A 16,438-nucleotide genomic window follows, 5' to 3' on the forward strand; every position below is an offset into this window, starting at 1 on the left:
ATGCAGTCGCGATAAATCCAATAGGGATTTACGCTGGTCGCGATAAATCCCATAGGGATTTACGCTGGTAACGCGGGGTGGAGCAGCCCGGTAGCTCGTCAGGCTCATAACCTGAAGGCCGCAGGTTCAAATCCTGCCCCCGCAACCAATATCTTCAAGACTATCAACAACAAAGCCCTCCCATCCCGGAGGGCACCTTGCGTTTAGGGCCTTGGATACCGCAAATGAATTGCTGGCGGTATAGCCACGTGGGGCTCTGATAGCGTGCAGCGGTCGATCCATTACGCCCACTCGAGCTTCGCGAACTCAACAGGCTCACGGCCCCAATTCATTGAACACCTCCATCAAAAGTTCTTCTGACCCCATCAAACAGCCTATCGTGCTAGGTCTAAGGCAGCCGAAAGTGAACCCGATCGTGCGGGATTACCGGGTGGCTTTGGACAATGCCGAGTACGCTTATGGACCTGCCAAAGATAAAGACGCTGATTGATTTTGTCGGACGAACGAACGTCACCGAACTCATGGTGACAGAGAAAAGCGTAACTGTGCGGATATTCAAAACCGCACCTCGAACAGAGACTGGCAGCAATGTCTCGGTCAAAGCCGAGGATGACGCCCTGATCGATCGGTCGGAGTCGATCCTTCCTGCCACCACATCGGCCACCTCCGTTCATGCCCCGATTTTTGGCGTTTTGCATCGCGCTTCCGCGCCGGGACAACCTTCATTTGTCGAGGCTGGAGATGTGGTCGAGGAGGGGCAGGCCCTCTTCATCATCGAAGCCATGAAAGTCTTCAATAAAATTGTTGCGCCACGCGCTGGCCGGATCACCTATCTGACGGAGGTTGATGGTGGCGAGGTTGAGGCCAATGATTTGCTGGCGGAGATCGCGTAGTGGCGGAAGGTCTCAACACTACATCGGATATGCCGGGTTTCGACACGGTCCTGATTGCCAACCGGGGTGAAATTGCTGCACGCATTCAGCGCGCCTGCCGCGAATTGGGCTTGAAGACCGTAGCCATCTGCTCTGAGGCGGACAGGCAGGCTCCATATGGCCAAACGGCTGACACCTTCCTTTGTGTTGGACCGGCGAATGCTGCCAAGAGCTATCTCAATCAGAATGCTATCTTAATCGCTGCCCGTCTGACGGGTGCGGGTGCGATCCATCCCGGTTATGGATTTCTGTCCGAAAATGCCGCCTTTTCTCAGGCTGTCGAAGATGCCGGTCTCGTATTCATCGGTCCGGACGCAAGGTCGATCTCCACGATGGGCGACAAGATCGCTGCCAAACGGGCAATGATTGCGGCCGGTGTGCCATGTGTACCGGGACCGGATACAGCGCTTCCCGAGGATGCCGCAACGGTTGAGCGTATCGCGAATGAGATCGGCTATCCAATCATCATCAAGGCTGCGGGCGGTGGTGGCGGGCGCGGCATGCGAGTAGTGCAGGAAGCTGCCTTGCTTCATGAAGCCATTACCTTGACGAGGGAGGAGGCGAGGCAGGCTTTTGGCTCTGCTGTCCTCTACATGGAGAAGTTTCTCCAGCATCCCCGTCATATCGAGATACAGGTCTTGTGCGACACGCACGGCAATGCCGTCTGGCTTGGTCACCGCGACTGTTCGATGCAACGTCGTCATCAAAAAGTGGTCGAAGAAGCGCCAGCGCCTGGAATTTCGGTCGATGTGATCCAGCCGGTTGGTATGGCTTGCGTCGAGGCTTGCCGACAGATTGGCTATCGCGGGGTGGGAACTTTCGAATTCCTGTTTGAAGACGGCAAGTTCTATTTCATCGAGATGAATACGCGCTTGCAGGTCGAACATCCCGTTACGGAAATGACGAGCGGCATCGACATCGTTCAGGCCCAGATCGAGGCGGCGCAGGGTAAGCCTCTGGACTTGCGGCAGGCAGATGTTATCTGCGACGGACATTCTTTCGAATGCCGGATCAATGCCGAAGATCCTGATAAGTTTCTCCCCTCGGCAGGCATCGTGACCGATCTTGTGCTGCCGGAAGGAGAGGGGGTTCGCGTCGATACCCATATCCATGTCGGCTACCGGGTGTCACCCTATTATGATTCCTTGATCGCCAAGTTGATCGTACATGCGCCGACCCGTGCTGAAGCCATGGTTAGGATGCGCCAAGCGCTTGCGGGTACACGGGTGGAGGGTATTTCGACCAATCTTCCGCTCCTGCGCGCCCTGTTTGAGGACGACGCTTTTGCGCAGGGCGAAACAGACATTCACTATCTTGAACAATGGCTAAAAGAACGGAGCGCAGCATGAGCAGGCCCGACTTTAGCGACCCTGCCTTACTCACAGCTTTGACCGATATGCTGACGGATGCAGGCGTGGATGGCGTGGAAATCACGACGCCTGAGGGTCAGGTACGCATTATTGTTTCTGCTTCGGCAAGATCTGCAATTTCCGTCGCTGGCACTGTTTGCTCACCAAAGGCCGCTGTTTCGAAAGTGGTGGTAAAAGCGCCGATTGCCGGCCTCTTCTGCTCTTCTAAGCCTGCTCTGCCTGCAAAAACGCAAAATCTTCCGCGTTTGGTTGCTGCAGATGACGTGATCGGATTTATCCGGATCGACCACATTCTCATCCCCGTTGTCGCGGGTCGTAACGGTTCGCTCGTCAATCAGCTTGCCGTGCAGGATGCTCTGGTTGGTTTTGGTGATCCGCTGTTCGAAATCGAGCTTCAATCATGATTGCGACATCGAACACTCTAGCAACTCGTCACGAAATCCAGCCCGTCATAAAAGGCCAGGCGCGCGTTTCGTTCATAGGCTCCCGGTCATTCTTGCTCGAAGCATCCGGCGAATTTGATCTGCCAGCACAACGCTGGATCTGGGCGCTTTCGCAAACGGTAAAAGTCTGGGCAGGTGTTGCGGAAGTCATTCCCGGCATGACGAACCTTCTGGCGATTTTTAAGGAAACGCCTGAAGATCCAGAGTCCATCGTGTCTCAGTTGCTCGATGCCTGGGATAAAGCAGCCAGTCTGGATATTGTCGGGAAGAAAGTTGAAATACCGGTACATTATGGGGGCGAATACGCTGCCGACCTTCCAGCCATCTGTGATTTTTCAGGGCTGAGCGACCGCGAAGTCGTGCGGATTCACCATGAGGCGACCTACCGCGTCTTCGCGCTTGGGAGCGCGCCGGGCTTTGGTTATCTGCATGGTCTTGATGCGCGCATCTATATGCCCCGAAAAACCGTGCCATCGATCAAGATGGAAAAGGGTTGCGTGACGATCGGTGGAATGCAGACGGGTGTGGCGATGTTGACCGGACCGAATGGGTGGAATTCCATCGGTTACGCCGATTTGCAGATGTTCGATCCCGCCTCTTCTGCGCCAGCTCTTTTGGCACCCGGAGATACGGTTCGCTTCATACCTACAGGGATCGAGCTATGATCGAAATCATCGAAACCGGCCCCTTCAACACCGTGCAAGACCTCGGTCGCCCCGGTTACCGTGACATCGGGGTTTCTGCTGGCGGTGCCATGGATCCTCTGTCGCTCAAGATCGGCAATATTCTGACCGGTAATGCCGCAGATGCTGCCGTCATCGAGGTCCAGACTTTTCCATTCAAATTGCGTTTTACGAAAACAGCAACATTTGCCGTTACCGGGACGGATGGGCGCCCGTTGCTTGACGGGAAAGAGCTGCTTTCCTGGTGCGCTCATATCGGCAAGGAAGGTCAGATACTGGAACTGAGGCAGCCGCCGAAACTCGCCCGCGCTTATGTCGCGGTTACGGGCGGGGTGGACGTTCCGGTTTTGATGGGATCTCGAAGCACGGCACTGCGCGGCAGTTTCGGCGGTCACGATGGGCGACCGCTTGCAAAAGGTGACAGGCTGGAAATAGGGGCTTCCGCCGATCTTTTACCACTACCATCAAACGGGCTTGGTGTAGTTGAGCCTTCCGTGGCTTTGAGCGATATTTTTCCGCCTGTGGTGGACGGCGTTTTGCCGATACGTGCTATTCCGGCCGGTGAACAAAAGCTGTTTGCCAATGATGGCGAGGAATTCTGGAGCCAGATCTGGCGCATATCCTCCCGCAGCGACCGGACCGGTTACCGGCTGTCGGGTGATCCTATAAAACCGACGGAAACCATCGAAATGCGTTCCCACGGTGTGATGCCGGGCGTTGTACAGGTGCCGCCAGGTGGCGAGCCGATCATCCAGATGAGCGATGCAAATACGGCGGGCGGTTATCCAAAGATTGCCGGCGTGATCGAAGCCGACCTGTGGCGGTTAGGACAGGCACGCCCGGGTGGGAAGATCAAATTCGTGAAGTCCAATCACGAGGAAGCGCGTGTGGCCGAGCGGGCAGTTGCGAAATACGTCGATGATGTTCGCCAGACCTCACAAATGGTCAAGCGAGCGCTGAATGCGATGGGTTGACGGACAACCAGGGAGCAAAGGGAGGAAACGATGAAGATCGATCTGAACTCCGACATGGGCGAAGGCTTCGGTCCTTACCGGCTCTGTGACGACGAAGCGATGATGAAGATCGTATCGTCGGCTAATATTGCCTGTGGTTTTCATGGCGGCGAGCCAGATACCATGGCGCGAATGGTTCGCCTTGCCAAAGAAAATGGCGTTGGCATTGGCGCGCATCCGGGATTGCCTGATAGGGCAGGCTTCGGCCGACGCGAAATGCCCTTTCAGCCGGATGAGTTGAGACAGCAGATGCTCTATCAGCTCGGGGCCTTGATCGCGATTGCCAAAAGCGAAGGCGTCGAAGTCGGGCACTTCAGTTTTCATGCGGCCATGGGCAATATGGTCAATCGCGACCCGGCGCTTGCCGATATGATGATGAATGCCATTTCTGCCGTTGATCCGAAGCTTGTGGTGTTCGTAACGCCGGACAGCGAAATCGAGAGAGCGGCAAAACGCGCTGGATTGAAGACCCTGGCATTGTTTTTGGCCGATCGCGCCTACGACGCCAAGGGAAGCCTTGTCGCACGGGGTCTTCCCGGCGCGCTGGTCAAGGATGAACCATCGGTGCGCGCCCGTGTCCGCCGGTTCCTTACCAATGGCACGGTCGAAGCCATCGATGGCACGGTCATCACAATGCCGGCTCGCTCCATCCTCGTCCACAGCGATACGCCCGGTTCACTGGAGCTGGCGCGTATCGTGCGTAGTGAAATCAGCGCCTCCGGCGCAGCGCTCGCGCCTGCGGCAGAACTCGCGTCTTAATGGGCCTCTGGTTGGCCCGTTCTCTAAATCTTACTGAAAGATCATGCAGATGCCCTCCACATCAGACCGCCTGAAAAACGTTTCCATCTCCGCTTCCGCCGCCATGACCCAACGCGCCAGAGAACTGGCCGCGCAGGGTGTCAAGGTGGTCAGCCTCTCCTCAGGTGAACCGGACTTCCCGACGCCTGCTCACGCAATCGAGGCCGCGCACGAAGCAGCCCTTGGCGGGCAGACGAAATATCCACCGATGGATGGCACGCCTGCGCTGAAAGCCGCGATCGCCAGAAAGTTCAAGCGGGACAATGCTCTGACCTACGATGCCAGCCAGATCATCGTTTCCGCAGGCGGCAAACAGGTAATTTTCAACGCCATGCTTGCAACCTGCAATCCGGGCGACGAGGTCGTTATTCCCACCCCGTCATGGGTCAGCTATGCGGATATCGTCAAATTCGCAGGGGGTGTTCCCGTCGCTGTGCCGTGCGTCGAACAAACCGGTTTCAAACTGCGTGCCGAAGATTTGGAAGCTGCGATTACGCCACGTACCAAGTGGCTCATTCTCAATTTTCCCAACAACCCCACCGGCGCCGCCTGCTCCCGTGCGGAGATGAAAGCAATCGCAGAGGTTATGCTGCGTCATCCCCATGTCTGGATCCTGACTGACGATATTTACGAGCATCTTGTCTATGATGGCTTCGAATTCGGCACAATTGCCGATGTGGAGCCGCGGCTTTATGACCGCGTTCTGACAATGAACGGCGTGTCGAAGGCTTACGCCATGACGGGATGGCGTCTGGGCTATTGCGCCAGCGGCTCGAAGGAACTTATCGCCGCAATAAGCAATGTAAACGGTCAGAACGGCGGCGGCATTGCCACTGTTTCGCAGGCGGCAGCGATTGCAGCGCTGGATGGTCCCCAGGATCTTCTTAAAGAACGCGCGGCTATCTATCGCGACCGTCGCGATTTTGTTCTAAGCAAACTCGGCGAGATTGACGGTTTGCGCTGCCATAAGCCGGAAGGCGCTTTTTACCTCTATCCCAATATGTCTGGGCTTATCGGCAAGACCACCAAGGGCGGACGCAAAATCGAAGGCGATGTGGATTTTGTGATGGCGCTGGTTGATGAGCATCACGTGGCAACGGTACAGGGCGCCGCCTATGGTATGAGCCCATACTTCCGGATCTCCTATGCAACGAGCATGGAGATGTTGAGCGAAGGTTGCGCCCGCATTGCGCAGTTCTGCCAGGATATGCGTTGATCCTGAAAACGATCCTTTGGCTCGGCTGCCGGGCCAAAGGATACTCTAAAGTTTCAATTTTTCCGTCAGTTCCACCAGAATATCCTTGACGGCAAAAGCCGGCTCAGACAGCGAATTCTGGTCGGACATGCAGAGCGACAGTGTTTCTTCGATCCGTGGCGACAGCAGCCGGCAAATAAGTGGTTCGCTCGTTTCCGAGACGATCCGGTTGGCTATCGCTTTTGGCATGATGGTTGCGCCGAGACCACTGGCAACGGCGCGGGCAAGCGTCCTGACGATTTCCACTTCCGCGACGACCTTCAGATTGATCCGGCTGCGGGTAAATGCCGTGTCTACAGCGCGCCGGACAAAATTATACGCGGGTGGCATCAGCATGGGCATGCCATCAAGCGCGGCGATCGGCACCGGTTTTGAATCCGCTTCGATTGCGAAATCGCGATGTGCGACGAGATAAAATTCTTCGCTGAGCATGGGCTCGAATTTTACGCCCTTGATTGGTCCGACCCCATGGATCAAAGCCAGTTCCAGACGTCCATTCATGATCATCTGGCTATAGGTTTGTCCGACACTTTCCGTCAGGTGGATCAATATCCCCGGATGTCGCTTCCGCGTTTCCGCCAACAGTTCCACGGAAAGCGTTGCAGCGCTGCTGAATGGGACCAGACCGACCGAGACGCGTCCCGCAATTGAGTTACCCGCCGCCGATACGTCAACCTGCGCCTGTTCCATCTGGCGCAATATGATCTGTGCATGGCGGTAAACGGCATGTCCCGCATCCGTCATCGTCACGCCCTGCTGGCTACGGATGAGCAATTTCTGGCCGAAATGATCTTCAAGCGCGGCTAGTTGCTGGCTGAGTGCCGGTTGCGCCAGATGCAGAATATCTGCGGCGCGCGTGATGCTGCCACTGTCTACGATGACGATGAATGATTTGAGACGTCTTATATCCATGCTTGGCGCAGCTTACAGGCTCGCACGCGTTTTGCAATCTGGGCGCCAGAGCGGAAAGCTCCTGCCTGGAACAAGAACATCCCGGAATCCCGTCTCTAATTGCCTGTTTGCGGGTCTCCATAAAACTTACTTATTACTCCAAAAATAATCGGTCTTAGGCAAGCAGGGAAAGCTTCGCTAGTGTTGATGGTAACAAAAAAGGGGATCAGAATGCCATTCTCCGATTACAAGACCGCTTTGGTCACCGGTGCTTCATCCGGTATCGGTGCCGCTGTCGTCGAGCGGTTTTGCCGCGAAAACATTGAAGTCCACGCGGTTGCCCGCAGCGCCGGCGCCCTGAATGAACTTGCCGAACGCACCGGCTGCATACCGCACGCGATCGACGTTACCGATCGCGCTGCAATTGCCGATCTTGCAAACAAGGTGCAGTTCGACATTCTCGTGAATAATGCCGGCGTCGACAGGCCGAAGAAGTTCCTTCAGGCTGATGCGGAGGATATCGACCTTTTGATCGATGTGAATCTCCGCGCCGTTCTCCACATCTGTCGGCTGATTGTTCCGGGCATGGTGGAGCGTGATCGCGGGCATGTCGTCAATATCTCGTCCATCGCCGGAAACTATAATTTCGGTGGCAACTCGACCTATCATGCCGTTAAAGCTGGTGTCGCCATGCTTTCGAACCAGTTGAGGCTGGATGCATTCGGCAGACGCGTCCGCGTAACGGAGATTTGCCCCGGCCGCGTGGCGACGGATATCTTCACTCACGTTCACGGCAACGATCCGAGCGTGCGCGAGCGCTTCATCGATGGTTTCGAGTTGCCGAAAGCGGAAGATATTGCCGACGCGATTGCCTTTGCCGTTGCCGCGCCAGTTTCCATGAATATCGGCCATATGGAAATTACCCCGACATTGCAGGTTATGGGCGGACTTCAGACGGCCAAACCGCAGACTGTGGCGCAAGCTGACGCAGCGAAGGAACAAAAGCCGTGAGCGGTTTCGACCTGTCGGCAATCCTGAGCGACCCGCAATATATTGCAATGCTTTGGCACGGATTGCAGATGACCTCCGTCATCTTTATCGGGTCATGGTCTCTCGCCATGACGCTTGCGCTGGTCCTGTTATGCGTGCGGTTTTCATCGTCGCGTTTTGCTGATCGCGCCGTGGCGGCCTATGTTTCCTACCACCGCAATGTGCCCACACTCGTGCAATTGATGCTGTGGTACTTCGGGATATTCACGCTCCTGCCTTCAGGTTTGACGGACTGGCTGATCGGTCACAATGCCGAAGCGATCTTTGCCGTGGTGGGTCTTGGTCTCTGTCAGGCAGCCTATTTTAGTGAGGATCTGCGTTCAGGCCTGCGCTCCGTCAGCCCGGGACAGATGGAAGCGGCCAAGGCATTGGGCCACGGTTATCTCTCCGCGATGCGCTTCATCATCATGCCGCAAGGCGTGCGCAATGCCCTGCCGCCGCTCATCAATCACAGTGTCTCCCTGTTCAAGAACAGCAGCCTCGCCCTCATTATCGGCGCTTCCGAATTGACCCATGCCATCAAGGAAATTGAAAATCTCAGCTTCCAGACCTTCGAGATCTATCTTGTCGGAACTGTTCTGTACCTCTTCTTCTCGCTGTTGATCATGGGTGCCGGTGCGTATCTTTCGATGCGCCTTGATCCAGCGTGGAGGGCACGCGGATGATCGGCGACATGATTACCATCGTTCATGACAACTGGTTGCTGCTGCTGATCGGGCAATATCCGAACGGCCCGCTTGGAGGGCTTGCGAACACGATCATCCTGTCTGCCCTTGCCATCGCACTAGCCTTTCCTGTCAGCATCCTTATGGCTATGGCGCGCCTGTCCAAGTGGCGGCTCCTGCGGTGGCCGGTAACGGGGCTGGTCTATGTCACCCGCGGCGTGCCTTTGCTCATGCTCATCCTGTGGAGTTATTTCCTCGTTCCGCTGTGGACCGGCGCAGACGTGCCAAGCTTCGTCATCATGTTGACGACGCTTGTCATCTATCAGGGCGCATTTCTCAGCGAAGTCGTAAGAGCGGGTATTGTCGCTCTTGGTGCGGGGCAGATGGATGCGGCGAGAGCGCTTGGCCACAGCTATCTCGGTGCAATGCGCTTCATCATCTTGCCGCAGGCGCTTTACAACATGATCCCCAGCATGATCTCGACATTCGTCGCCACGATCAAGGATACGACGCTCGGTTACGTCATCAACGTACCCGACCTCACCTTTGCGGCAAGTCAGGTCAATAATCAGCTTCTGACCCAACCATTCCAGGTCTTCCTCATCCTCGCGGTTGTCTACTACGCCATTTGCTGGAGCTTGACGTATCTCGCAAATGCCGTCGAGCGGCGTATCGCCAAACGCCGTGCCGGTGTGGTCGGTCGCCGGCAACAGGCATTGCAGGCGCAGGCGAAAATCATAACGGAGCAGCCATGACAAACACGGCATCATCAACACATCAGACCATCCGCATTTCCAATGTCTGCAAGAGTTATGGCGACTACGAGGTTTTGAAGAATGTCGACGCCGAAGTTGCGCGGGGCGAGGTTATCGTCATCTGCGGCCCTTCCGGCTCCGGCAAATCCACATTGATCCGTACCGTCAATCGTCTCGAAGAGATCAACAGCGGATCCATCACGCTCGATGGGCAGGATATTCACGCGGCAACCAAGACAAAGGAACTCAATCTTCTGCGCAGCAGAGTTGGTTTTGTGTTCCAGAATTTCAATCTCTTCCCGCACCTGTCCGTTGTCGAAAATGTCACGATTTCCCCGATCCGGGTGAAAGGCGTCGCACCTGATGTTGCCCGCCAGAAAGCTTTGAAGCTTCTGGATCGGGTAGGCCTATCCGACAAGGCCGGCGCCTATCCGGGGCAATTGTCCGGCGGTCAGCAGCAGCGCGTGGCAATTGCGCGTGCGCTGGCCATGGAGCCGCCCGTCATGTTGTTCGATGAACCGACAAGCGCTCTCGACCCGGAAATGGTTGGAGAGGTGCTGGCCGTCATGAAGGGGCTCGCGGCAGAGGGCATGACCATGCTTTGCGTGACCCACGAAATGGGCTTTGCCCGTGAAGTTGCCGACCGCATCTGGTTCATCGACGCCGGCGAAATTCTCGAAAAAGCGACGCCGGAAGAGTTTTTTACAGCACCACGCCATCCGCGCGCGCAGCGGTTCCTTTCCGATCTGCGCCACTGATACCAATCAATCATAAGAGGAGAACTGACCATGAACTGGAAATGCCTGACACTTACCGCTGCACTGGCTGGAACCGCTCTCGCGTCACCAGCGGCGGCTGATCAACTCGATACGATCATGGCGAACAAGGTGCTTCGTTGCGCAACCTTTGCTGATGTCGTGCCATTCGCGGCACCCGATCCGAAGACCCGTGAAATGGCCGGTTTTGACGTTGATCTTTGCAACGCGATCGCCAAGGAACTGGGCGTTAAGGCCGAAGTCAAACCGGTGTCGGTGGAAGCCCGTGTGCCGGAAGTCAAGCTTGGCCGCGTCGATATCACTGTCGCCAATCTCGCCTACACACAAAGCCGCGCCGAGCAGATTCAGTTCAGCGATCCCTATTATCTCGCCAAGGAAATGCTGATCGTGCCGGTTGATGATGCCGGCAAGAAGAAGTCGGATTACGAGGGCCAGCGTGTCGCCTCCACCAAGGGCTCGACCTCTGAAATGTCTATCAAGCTCAACAAGTCCGAGCCGCTGACCTTCCAGGATACTGCCTCTGCCTATCTTGCCGTTCAGCAGGGCAAGGCGCGGGGTATGGTGGCCAACACCATGACCACCACCAAGTTCGTCAATGAATCGAAGACCAAGGGCAAACCGATGCGCATGATCGAGGAGCCTATGCTCTATCAGCCGATCGGTGTCGGCATGGCAAAGGACAATCCTGCCCTGACAGCGAAAATCAATGAAGTGCTGCGCACACTCGACGCCTCCGGCGAGATAAACAAAATCTGGGACAAGTGGCTTGGCCCGAATACCGAATACAAAATGACCCGTACGGACAAGGTCGTCCCGCTCTCCGAGCTGAAATTCGACCCGATCCCCTGATCCCGCCTGGCTTCAAGCCACGGCAACGATTGACACATGACAATTAAACTCAATGCGAGTGGCGGGACGTTCCCGCCGCCAGCCTTACCGTGGGAGGTTTTATGATCCACATTAAAGATATAGCAGAACGGCCAAGCAAGGCAGACATCGAAGCCCTTTCGAAGTTTTCGCCGGCAACCATCCACGAGGCACAGGGTCGCAGGGGCGCACTTTCCTCCCGCATCAAGCCTGTCGATTACCGCATGAAACTGTGTGGTCCCGCCTTTACCGTCAAATGCGCGCCGCGTGACAACATCATGTTGCAGCTGGCCATTAATTACGCCAAGCCCGGCGACATCATCGTGGTTTCAGCTGGTGAGTACGAAGAGGCTGGTTCCTTTGGCGACGTGCTGGCAAATGCCTGCCTTGCAAAGGGGATCGGTGGTCTGGTGACGGATACCGGTGTGCGTGACACCTTGCAGCTTCGAGACCTTGGCTTCCCTGTGTTCTCGTTCAGCGTCTGCATCAAGGGTACCGTCAAGGAAACGATTGCCGCAGTAAACGATACGATCATCATTGGCGATGAGATCGTCAATCCCGGCGACATCATTGTTGGCGATGCGGACGGTTTGGTGGTTGTGCGTCGTGCTGACGCTCAGGAATCGGCACGTCTTTCCCAAATTCGCGAAGATGCTGAAGCGGGCTTCATTGAAGCTTACAAGCAGGGCAAATCCGTTATCGAGGTTAGCAATCTGGAGCCCGTCCTGAAGGCAAAGGGGCTTGTCGTTGATATCTGATTTTTGCGTGGTGCAGCGAGGCGCGTTTGGCGTTTTTGGACTTTTAAAACCGTCGCAACCATAGCTACAATCAATGCAAACAAAAGCCCTCCCCCCGTGGAGGGCTTTTGGCTTCACGTCTGACGAGACCATCGAACTCCAGGAAGCCCCAAGGGCGGCCCTTCTTGCGCGCTGCGTGTCCAAGGATCCAGTACCGGCGGATCGCGGTTTTTTATGCGTTCCGAGCTACGAAGATACGTCCGATCGTGTTGAGCAGAATCTGCGCAGCCAGAATGGCGGTGGAGCCGGTGTGATCGTAATCAGGCGCGACCTCGACCAGATCAATGCCGACGATCTCGCCACGCTTTGCAAGACCTGCAATCAGTTCCAGTACCTCGTAATAGATGAAGCCGCCATGGCTCGGGGTCCCGGTTCCTGGCGCGATGGACGGGTCGAAGCCATCGATATCGATCGAAAGATAATAGCGCTTGCCCGCGGGGATGCGCTCCACTACGGCGTCCACGCCGAGTTTGCGGATCCGGCGCACGGAGAGAATATCCGAGCCCTGGGAGCGGGCATAGTCGTATCCTTCCTTTGCGGTGGAGGAGACGTTGCGGATACCGAGCTGGGTCATTCCGGTGACCCACGGTTTTTCCGAGGCGCGGCGCATGGGGCTGCCATGTCCGAAGCGGACGCCGTGACGCTCATCGACGAAATCCAGATGCGCGTCGATCTGCACCAAATGGATCGGCTCCTGATCGCTGAAGGCATTGATGCAGGGGATGTTGATGGAGTGGTCTCCGCCAAGCACTACAGGCAGTGCGCCGGCTTTAAGGATTTTGCGGACGCCGAACTCGATATTCGCGTGGCTGTTCACCGTATCGGTATGAACAATGTCGGCGTCGCCTATATCGACGATCTTCACGCCTTCCAGATATGTGACGTCGTCCTCGTGATCGTAGGCGCCCGCGTGGCCGAAGGAAAACAGGGTGGAGGCCTCACGGATGCTGCGCGGCCCGAAGCGGGCGCCGGGGCGCCATTGCGTCCCAAAATCGAACGGGGCACCGAGAACCGCCACATCCGCGTCGATCGCGTCCCAGTTTTCGACGTAGGGACTTTTGGCAAAGGTGGAAATACCGACGAATGGCAGGTTCAATCGTCCGCCGTCATAGCCGTGGGCAGTCATGGAAATGTCCTTTCAGATATCAAAGTGCGCGCTCGCGCCAGGTTTGCAGAAATTGGGAAAGGCGTTCGCTCTTCGGATTACTGAAAAGCGTCTGCGGTGCGCCTTCCTCAACGATCTTGCCGTCATCCATGAAGACGACACGGTTGGCCGCATGTGCGGCAAAACCCATTTCGTGCGTGACGATGACCATGGTCATTCCTTCCGCCGCGAGCGTCTTCATGACGGAAAGCACTTCACCGACAAGTTCGGGATCGAGTGCGGAGGTCGGTTCGTCGAACAGCATGGCGCGAGGGTTCACCGCCAGTGCGCGGGCGATGGCGACGCGTTGCTTCTGCCCACCGGACAGGCCGTCGGGTCGGCGGTCAGCGAAAGCGGCAAGCCCGACTTTATCCAGCATGGCGCGGCCGCGCTTTATCGCTTCGGCCTGGGGAAGACCATGGACGAGCCTGAGCGCCAATGTCACGTTTTTGATGACGCTCATATGTGGCCACAGATGAAAGTGCTGAAAGACCATTCCAAGCGGGCGGCGCGTCTCTGCCAGTTCTCTCGGACCGGCGCGTTCGCGGCCAAGCGGGGTTTCACGCCAGCCGATCAGGCGGCCGAAGACATCGACATCACCCGCGTCATAGGGATCGAGAAATGCAAGCGAGCGCAGAAGCGTGCTCTTGCCCGATCCCGAAGGTCCGATGATGCACAGGACATCACCCATATGAATGTCGAGATCGATGCCTTTCAGAACGGTCTTGTCACCGAACCTTTTCTCCAGGCCGCGCGCGGAAATAACAACTGTTCGTTCGCTCATGTCAGGAGCCTTCGGTGGAAAGGCGGCGTTCGAGATAGAGGCCGAGCCGCGACAGGATTTCGACGATTGCCCAGTAGAGCAGGGCAATGGTGAGATAAGGGGTTACGACCGCGAAGGTGATCGAGCTGATCGTACCGGCGACCTTGGTCAGCTCGCTGAGCGTGATGACGGACAGAACGGCGGATTCCTTGACGAGATTAATGGCCTGGCCGACCGAAGCCGGCAGTGTCAGTGCCAGCGCCTGCGGCATCTGGATGTGGAGAAAGGTGTCGCCGGAGGTAATGCCCAGCATTCCCGCCGCTTCGATCTCGCCTCTTGGAACGGCATTGAAACCGGCGCGGAAAATCTCCGCAAAGGGGCCAGCGCCATAGAGGCCGAGACCGACGATGCCGGCGGCATAGGGGCTGAGGATCAGCCCCAATTGCGGGCCGCCATAATAGAAAAGAAACAGGATCAGCGCGAGCGGCGCGCCGCGGGCAAACTCCACATAAAGCCTTACCGGCAGGGAGATGGCCATGTACCGCGACCGTAGCGCCGCAGCCAGCACGATACCGATGATGACGGCCAGTGCGATACCCGCAATGGAAACTGTCAGTGTTGTGAACAAACCGGCCGCATAGAGAGGAATATCGTTCAGGAAGCCGGAAATCATCGCGTCGCTTCCTTTGTCAGGTGCCGTTCGACAAGGAGGCCTATTCCCGCAAGCAGCGCTCCAACCGTGACATAAAGCAGGAGAGCCGAGAGATAGGCGTCGAGTGGCCGGAAGGTGGTGGCCGCATATTGCTGGGCACGGCGCGTCAAGTCGGTGACGGCGATGACCGAAACGAGTGAAGAGTTCTTCACGAGAGCCTGTATCTCGCCGACAAGTGCCGGCAACATGGTTCTGAAGGCCTGAGGCACTTCAATGTGCAGGAATGTACGACCTGCGGAAAGGCCGAGCATGGCGGCGGCTTCCCGCTCTCCCTTTGGAATGGATTGCAGGCCTGCCCTGTATATCTCCGACTGGAAGGCGGCTGTGTTTAGCGCCAGCGCCAAAGTTGCGGCAGCAACCGGCGTCAGATCCAGCCCCAGAAGTGGCAGGACGTAGAAGACGATCAGCAGCTGGACTAGAATGGGCGTGCCTCGCCAGAAGGAGATGTAGAGACCGGATGCCAGGCGGGGCAGGCGGCCGCTGCGACCGCAGGCCGCGAGGAGAAGGGCCAGCGGCGCTCCTAGAAGAAGCGCCGAAAGGCTGACGGTCAGCGTGGTGAAGAGGCCGTCCAGAAGAACCGGCCAGATGGCAAAAGATATCTTGTCCATGACCGGTTCGACCTGCCGGTCACTCAGTCGCCGGCAGAGTGGCGGGAAGCTCCATCTGCGCGCCGAACCATTTCTTCTGGAATTCGGCCAGTTTGCCGGATGCGTTGAGCTTTGCCAATTCACTGTCCATGAAGGCATTTAGTGTCGCACTGTCAGTATCGTTGCGGCCCGCCCATGAGAAATAGGTCTTCGGTCCGAAGGTCGGCAGAACGACTTCAAAAGCATCCGGCCGCTGGCGTGCAGCTTCCAGAAGGTTTGGAAGCGAGTTGACGACGGCGCGCAGGCGCCCGGCACCGAGGTCGGCATAAGCTTCCGAGAAATCCGTGTAGCTGGAGACCGTCGTGGCATCCTTGCCGGCGGCCTTCAGTTCGGCGGAAAACGTCTCAAGCGCCTTGAGCTGCGCGGAGCCCGCCTGCGAGCCGACGGGCTTACCCGCGATATCTTCCGGCTTGGAGATCTCGGCATCGCCCTTGCGTTTCAGGATTGCCATCGTCGCATCGGCAACGGGTGCTGAGAGCTTGTAGGCCTTCATGCGTTCCGGCGTCACGGTGACCGAGGTCACGACATAATCGAAGCGGCTGGCGGCAAGGCCTGGCAGGATGCCCTGCCAGGGCAGATCGAGACGCTTCAGCTCAACGCCGGGCAAGGCTTTCATGACTTCTTGCATGATGTCAGCGGAATAACCGACGATCTTGCCGTCCTCGACAAATTCGAACGGCGCAAACCGGGCCTCGGTTGCGACAGTGAAAACCTTATCGGCCTTGATCTTTTCCAGAAGATCGGCGGCATGGGCGGATGCGCCGAGGCTGACGGCGAAAGCTGCGCAGAGCGTGAGAGATTTCAGAGTGAGCAGGTTTTGCATGGTTTCGTTCCCTTATTGGTTTGTGATTGGGGAGGAGGAAACCATGGACATTAT

General features: G+C 56.9%; 19 protein-coding genes and 1 tRNA gene. 14 read left to right on the top strand and 6 right to left on the bottom strand.

What is annotated here, in order from left to right; translation table 11 throughout:
- Positions 1–71 precede the first annotated feature (71 nt).
- The 8 genes from AC1DCP_RS17840 (at position 72) to AC1DCP_RS17875 (ending at position 6,455) form a co-directional block, all read left to right on the top strand.
- A tRNA-Met gene (locus AC1DCP_RS17840) sits at positions 72–148 on the top strand.
- Between the two features lie 310 nt (positions 149–458).
- Positions 459–893 (top strand): acetyl-CoA carboxylase biotin carboxyl carrier protein, encoded by a 435-nt coding sequence (locus tag AC1DCP_RS17845; protein ID WP_112201073.1) that lies wholly within the window; start codon positions 459–461, stop codon positions 891–893.
- A 29-nt stretch (positions 894–922) separates the two neighbouring features.
- The gene (gene accC, locus AC1DCP_RS17850; RefSeq protein WP_112959666.1) at positions 923–2,281 is read left to right on the top strand and encodes an acetyl-CoA carboxylase biotin carboxylase subunit; all 1,359 of its coding nucleotides are present in this window, start codon (positions 923–925) and stop codon (positions 2,279–2,281) included.
- Positions 2,278–2,706, top strand: a complete 429-nt coding sequence (locus tag AC1DCP_RS17855; protein WP_112959661.1) for a dihydrolipoyllysine-residue succinyltransferase component of 2-oxoglutarate dehydrogenase complex — start codon at positions 2,278–2,280, stop codon at positions 2,704–2,706. The genes accC and AC1DCP_RS17855 overlap by 4 nt, the downstream gene beginning before the upstream one ends.
- Positions 2,703–3,410, top strand: a complete 708-nt coding sequence (gene pxpB, locus AC1DCP_RS17860; RefSeq protein ID WP_476774511.1) for a 5-oxoprolinase subunit PxpB — start codon at positions 2,703–2,705, stop codon at positions 3,408–3,410. Before AC1DCP_RS17855 ends, pxpB begins: the two co-directional genes overlap by 4 nt.
- A complete protein-coding gene (locus AC1DCP_RS17865; RefSeq protein WP_112681630.1) occupies positions 3,407–4,402 on the top strand; it encodes a 5-oxoprolinase subunit C family protein in 996 nt (331 codons plus the stop codon). The genes pxpB and AC1DCP_RS17865 overlap by 4 nt, the downstream gene beginning before the upstream one ends.
- A gap of 30 nt (positions 4,403–4,432) precedes the next feature.
- Positions 4,433–5,200, top strand: coding sequence for a 5-oxoprolinase subunit PxpA (locus tag AC1DCP_RS17870; protein ID WP_121557329.1), 768 nt, complete (start codon positions 4,433–4,435; stop codon positions 5,198–5,200).
- A gap of 49 nt (positions 5,201–5,249) precedes the next feature.
- Entirely contained in the window at positions 5,250–6,455 is a 1,206-nt protein-coding gene (locus tag AC1DCP_RS17875) for a pyridoxal phosphate-dependent aminotransferase (RefSeq protein WP_476774512.1), read from the top strand.
- A 45-nt stretch (positions 6,456–6,500) separates the two neighbouring features.
- Here AC1DCP_RS17875 and nac read toward each other — a convergent pair whose 3' ends face one another.
- Complete coding sequence (gene nac, locus AC1DCP_RS17880) at positions 6,501–7,406, bottom strand: nitrogen assimilation transcriptional regulator NAC (protein WP_003518016.1); 906 nt, start codon at positions 7,404–7,406, stop codon at positions 6,501–6,503.
- Between the two features lie 210 nt (positions 7,407–7,616).
- Between nac and AC1DCP_RS17885 the strand changes: the two genes are divergently transcribed.
- The 6 genes from AC1DCP_RS17885 to AC1DCP_RS17910 all read left to right on the top strand — a co-directional run bounded on the left by AC1DCP_RS17885 (position 7,617) and on the right by AC1DCP_RS17910 (position 12,256).
- Positions 7,617–8,396, top strand: coding sequence for an SDR family oxidoreductase (locus tag AC1DCP_RS17885; protein WP_003518017.1), 780 nt, complete (start codon positions 7,617–7,619; stop codon positions 8,394–8,396).
- A complete protein-coding gene (locus tag AC1DCP_RS17890) occupies positions 8,393–9,100 on the top strand; it encodes an amino acid ABC transporter permease (protein WP_476774513.1) in 708 nt (235 codons plus the stop codon). The genes AC1DCP_RS17885 and AC1DCP_RS17890 overlap by 4 nt, the downstream gene beginning before the upstream one ends.
- Positions 9,097–9,855 (top strand): amino acid ABC transporter permease, encoded by a 759-nt coding sequence (locus tag AC1DCP_RS17895; protein WP_003518019.1) that lies wholly within the window; start codon positions 9,097–9,099, stop codon positions 9,853–9,855. Before AC1DCP_RS17890 ends, AC1DCP_RS17895 begins: the two co-directional genes overlap by 4 nt.
- The gene (locus AC1DCP_RS17900; protein WP_476774514.1) at positions 9,852–10,613 is read left to right on the top strand and encodes an amino acid ABC transporter ATP-binding protein; all 762 of its coding nucleotides are present in this window, start codon (positions 9,852–9,854) and stop codon (positions 10,611–10,613) included. Before AC1DCP_RS17895 ends, AC1DCP_RS17900 begins: the two co-directional genes overlap by 4 nt.
- 30 nt (positions 10,614–10,643) lie before the next feature.
- The gene (locus tag AC1DCP_RS17905; RefSeq protein ID WP_476774515.1) at positions 10,644–11,480 is read left to right on the top strand and encodes an ABC transporter substrate-binding protein; all 837 of its coding nucleotides are present in this window, start codon (positions 10,644–10,646) and stop codon (positions 11,478–11,480) included.
- Between the two features lie 101 nt (positions 11,481–11,581).
- Complete coding sequence (locus AC1DCP_RS17910; protein ID WP_003518022.1) at positions 11,582–12,256, top strand: 4-carboxy-4-hydroxy-2-oxoadipate aldolase/oxaloacetate decarboxylase; 675 nt, start codon at positions 11,582–11,584, stop codon at positions 12,254–12,256.
- Positions 12,257–12,467: 211 nt separating this feature from the next.
- On the opposite strand, the gene speB is transcribed toward AC1DCP_RS17910, so the two are convergent.
- From speB to AC1DCP_RS17935, 5 genes are read right to left on the bottom strand one after another with little or no spacing between them, the layout of a single operon-like run.
- Entirely contained in the window at positions 12,468–13,421 is a 954-nt protein-coding gene (speB, locus tag AC1DCP_RS17915; protein WP_476774516.1) for an agmatinase, read from the bottom strand.
- Positions 13,422–13,440: 19 nt separating this feature from the next.
- Positions 13,441–14,223: an amino acid ABC transporter ATP-binding protein gene (locus tag AC1DCP_RS17920; RefSeq protein WP_476774517.1), complete on the bottom strand. Its 783-nt coding sequence runs from the start codon at positions 14,221–14,223 to the stop codon at positions 13,441–13,443.
- 1 nt (position 14,224) lies between these two features.
- Complete coding sequence (locus tag AC1DCP_RS17925; protein ID WP_003518030.1) at positions 14,225–14,875, bottom strand: amino acid ABC transporter permease; 651 nt, start codon at positions 14,873–14,875, stop codon at positions 14,225–14,227.
- Entirely contained in the window at positions 14,872–15,522 is a 651-nt protein-coding gene (locus AC1DCP_RS17930; RefSeq protein WP_476774518.1) for an amino acid ABC transporter permease, read from the bottom strand. The genes AC1DCP_RS17925 and AC1DCP_RS17930 overlap by 4 nt, the downstream gene beginning before the upstream one ends.
- Positions 15,523–15,541: 19 nt before the next feature.
- Positions 15,542–16,384 carry a transporter substrate-binding domain-containing protein gene (locus AC1DCP_RS17935; protein WP_035199834.1) on the bottom strand — a complete coding sequence of 281 codons (843 nt, stop codon included), beginning with the start codon at positions 16,382–16,384 and terminating at the stop codon, positions 15,542–15,544.
- Between the last annotated feature and the right edge of the window lie 54 nt (positions 16,385–16,438).

The sequence above is a fragment of the Agrobacterium sp. 10T429 genome (assembly GCF_056393925.1).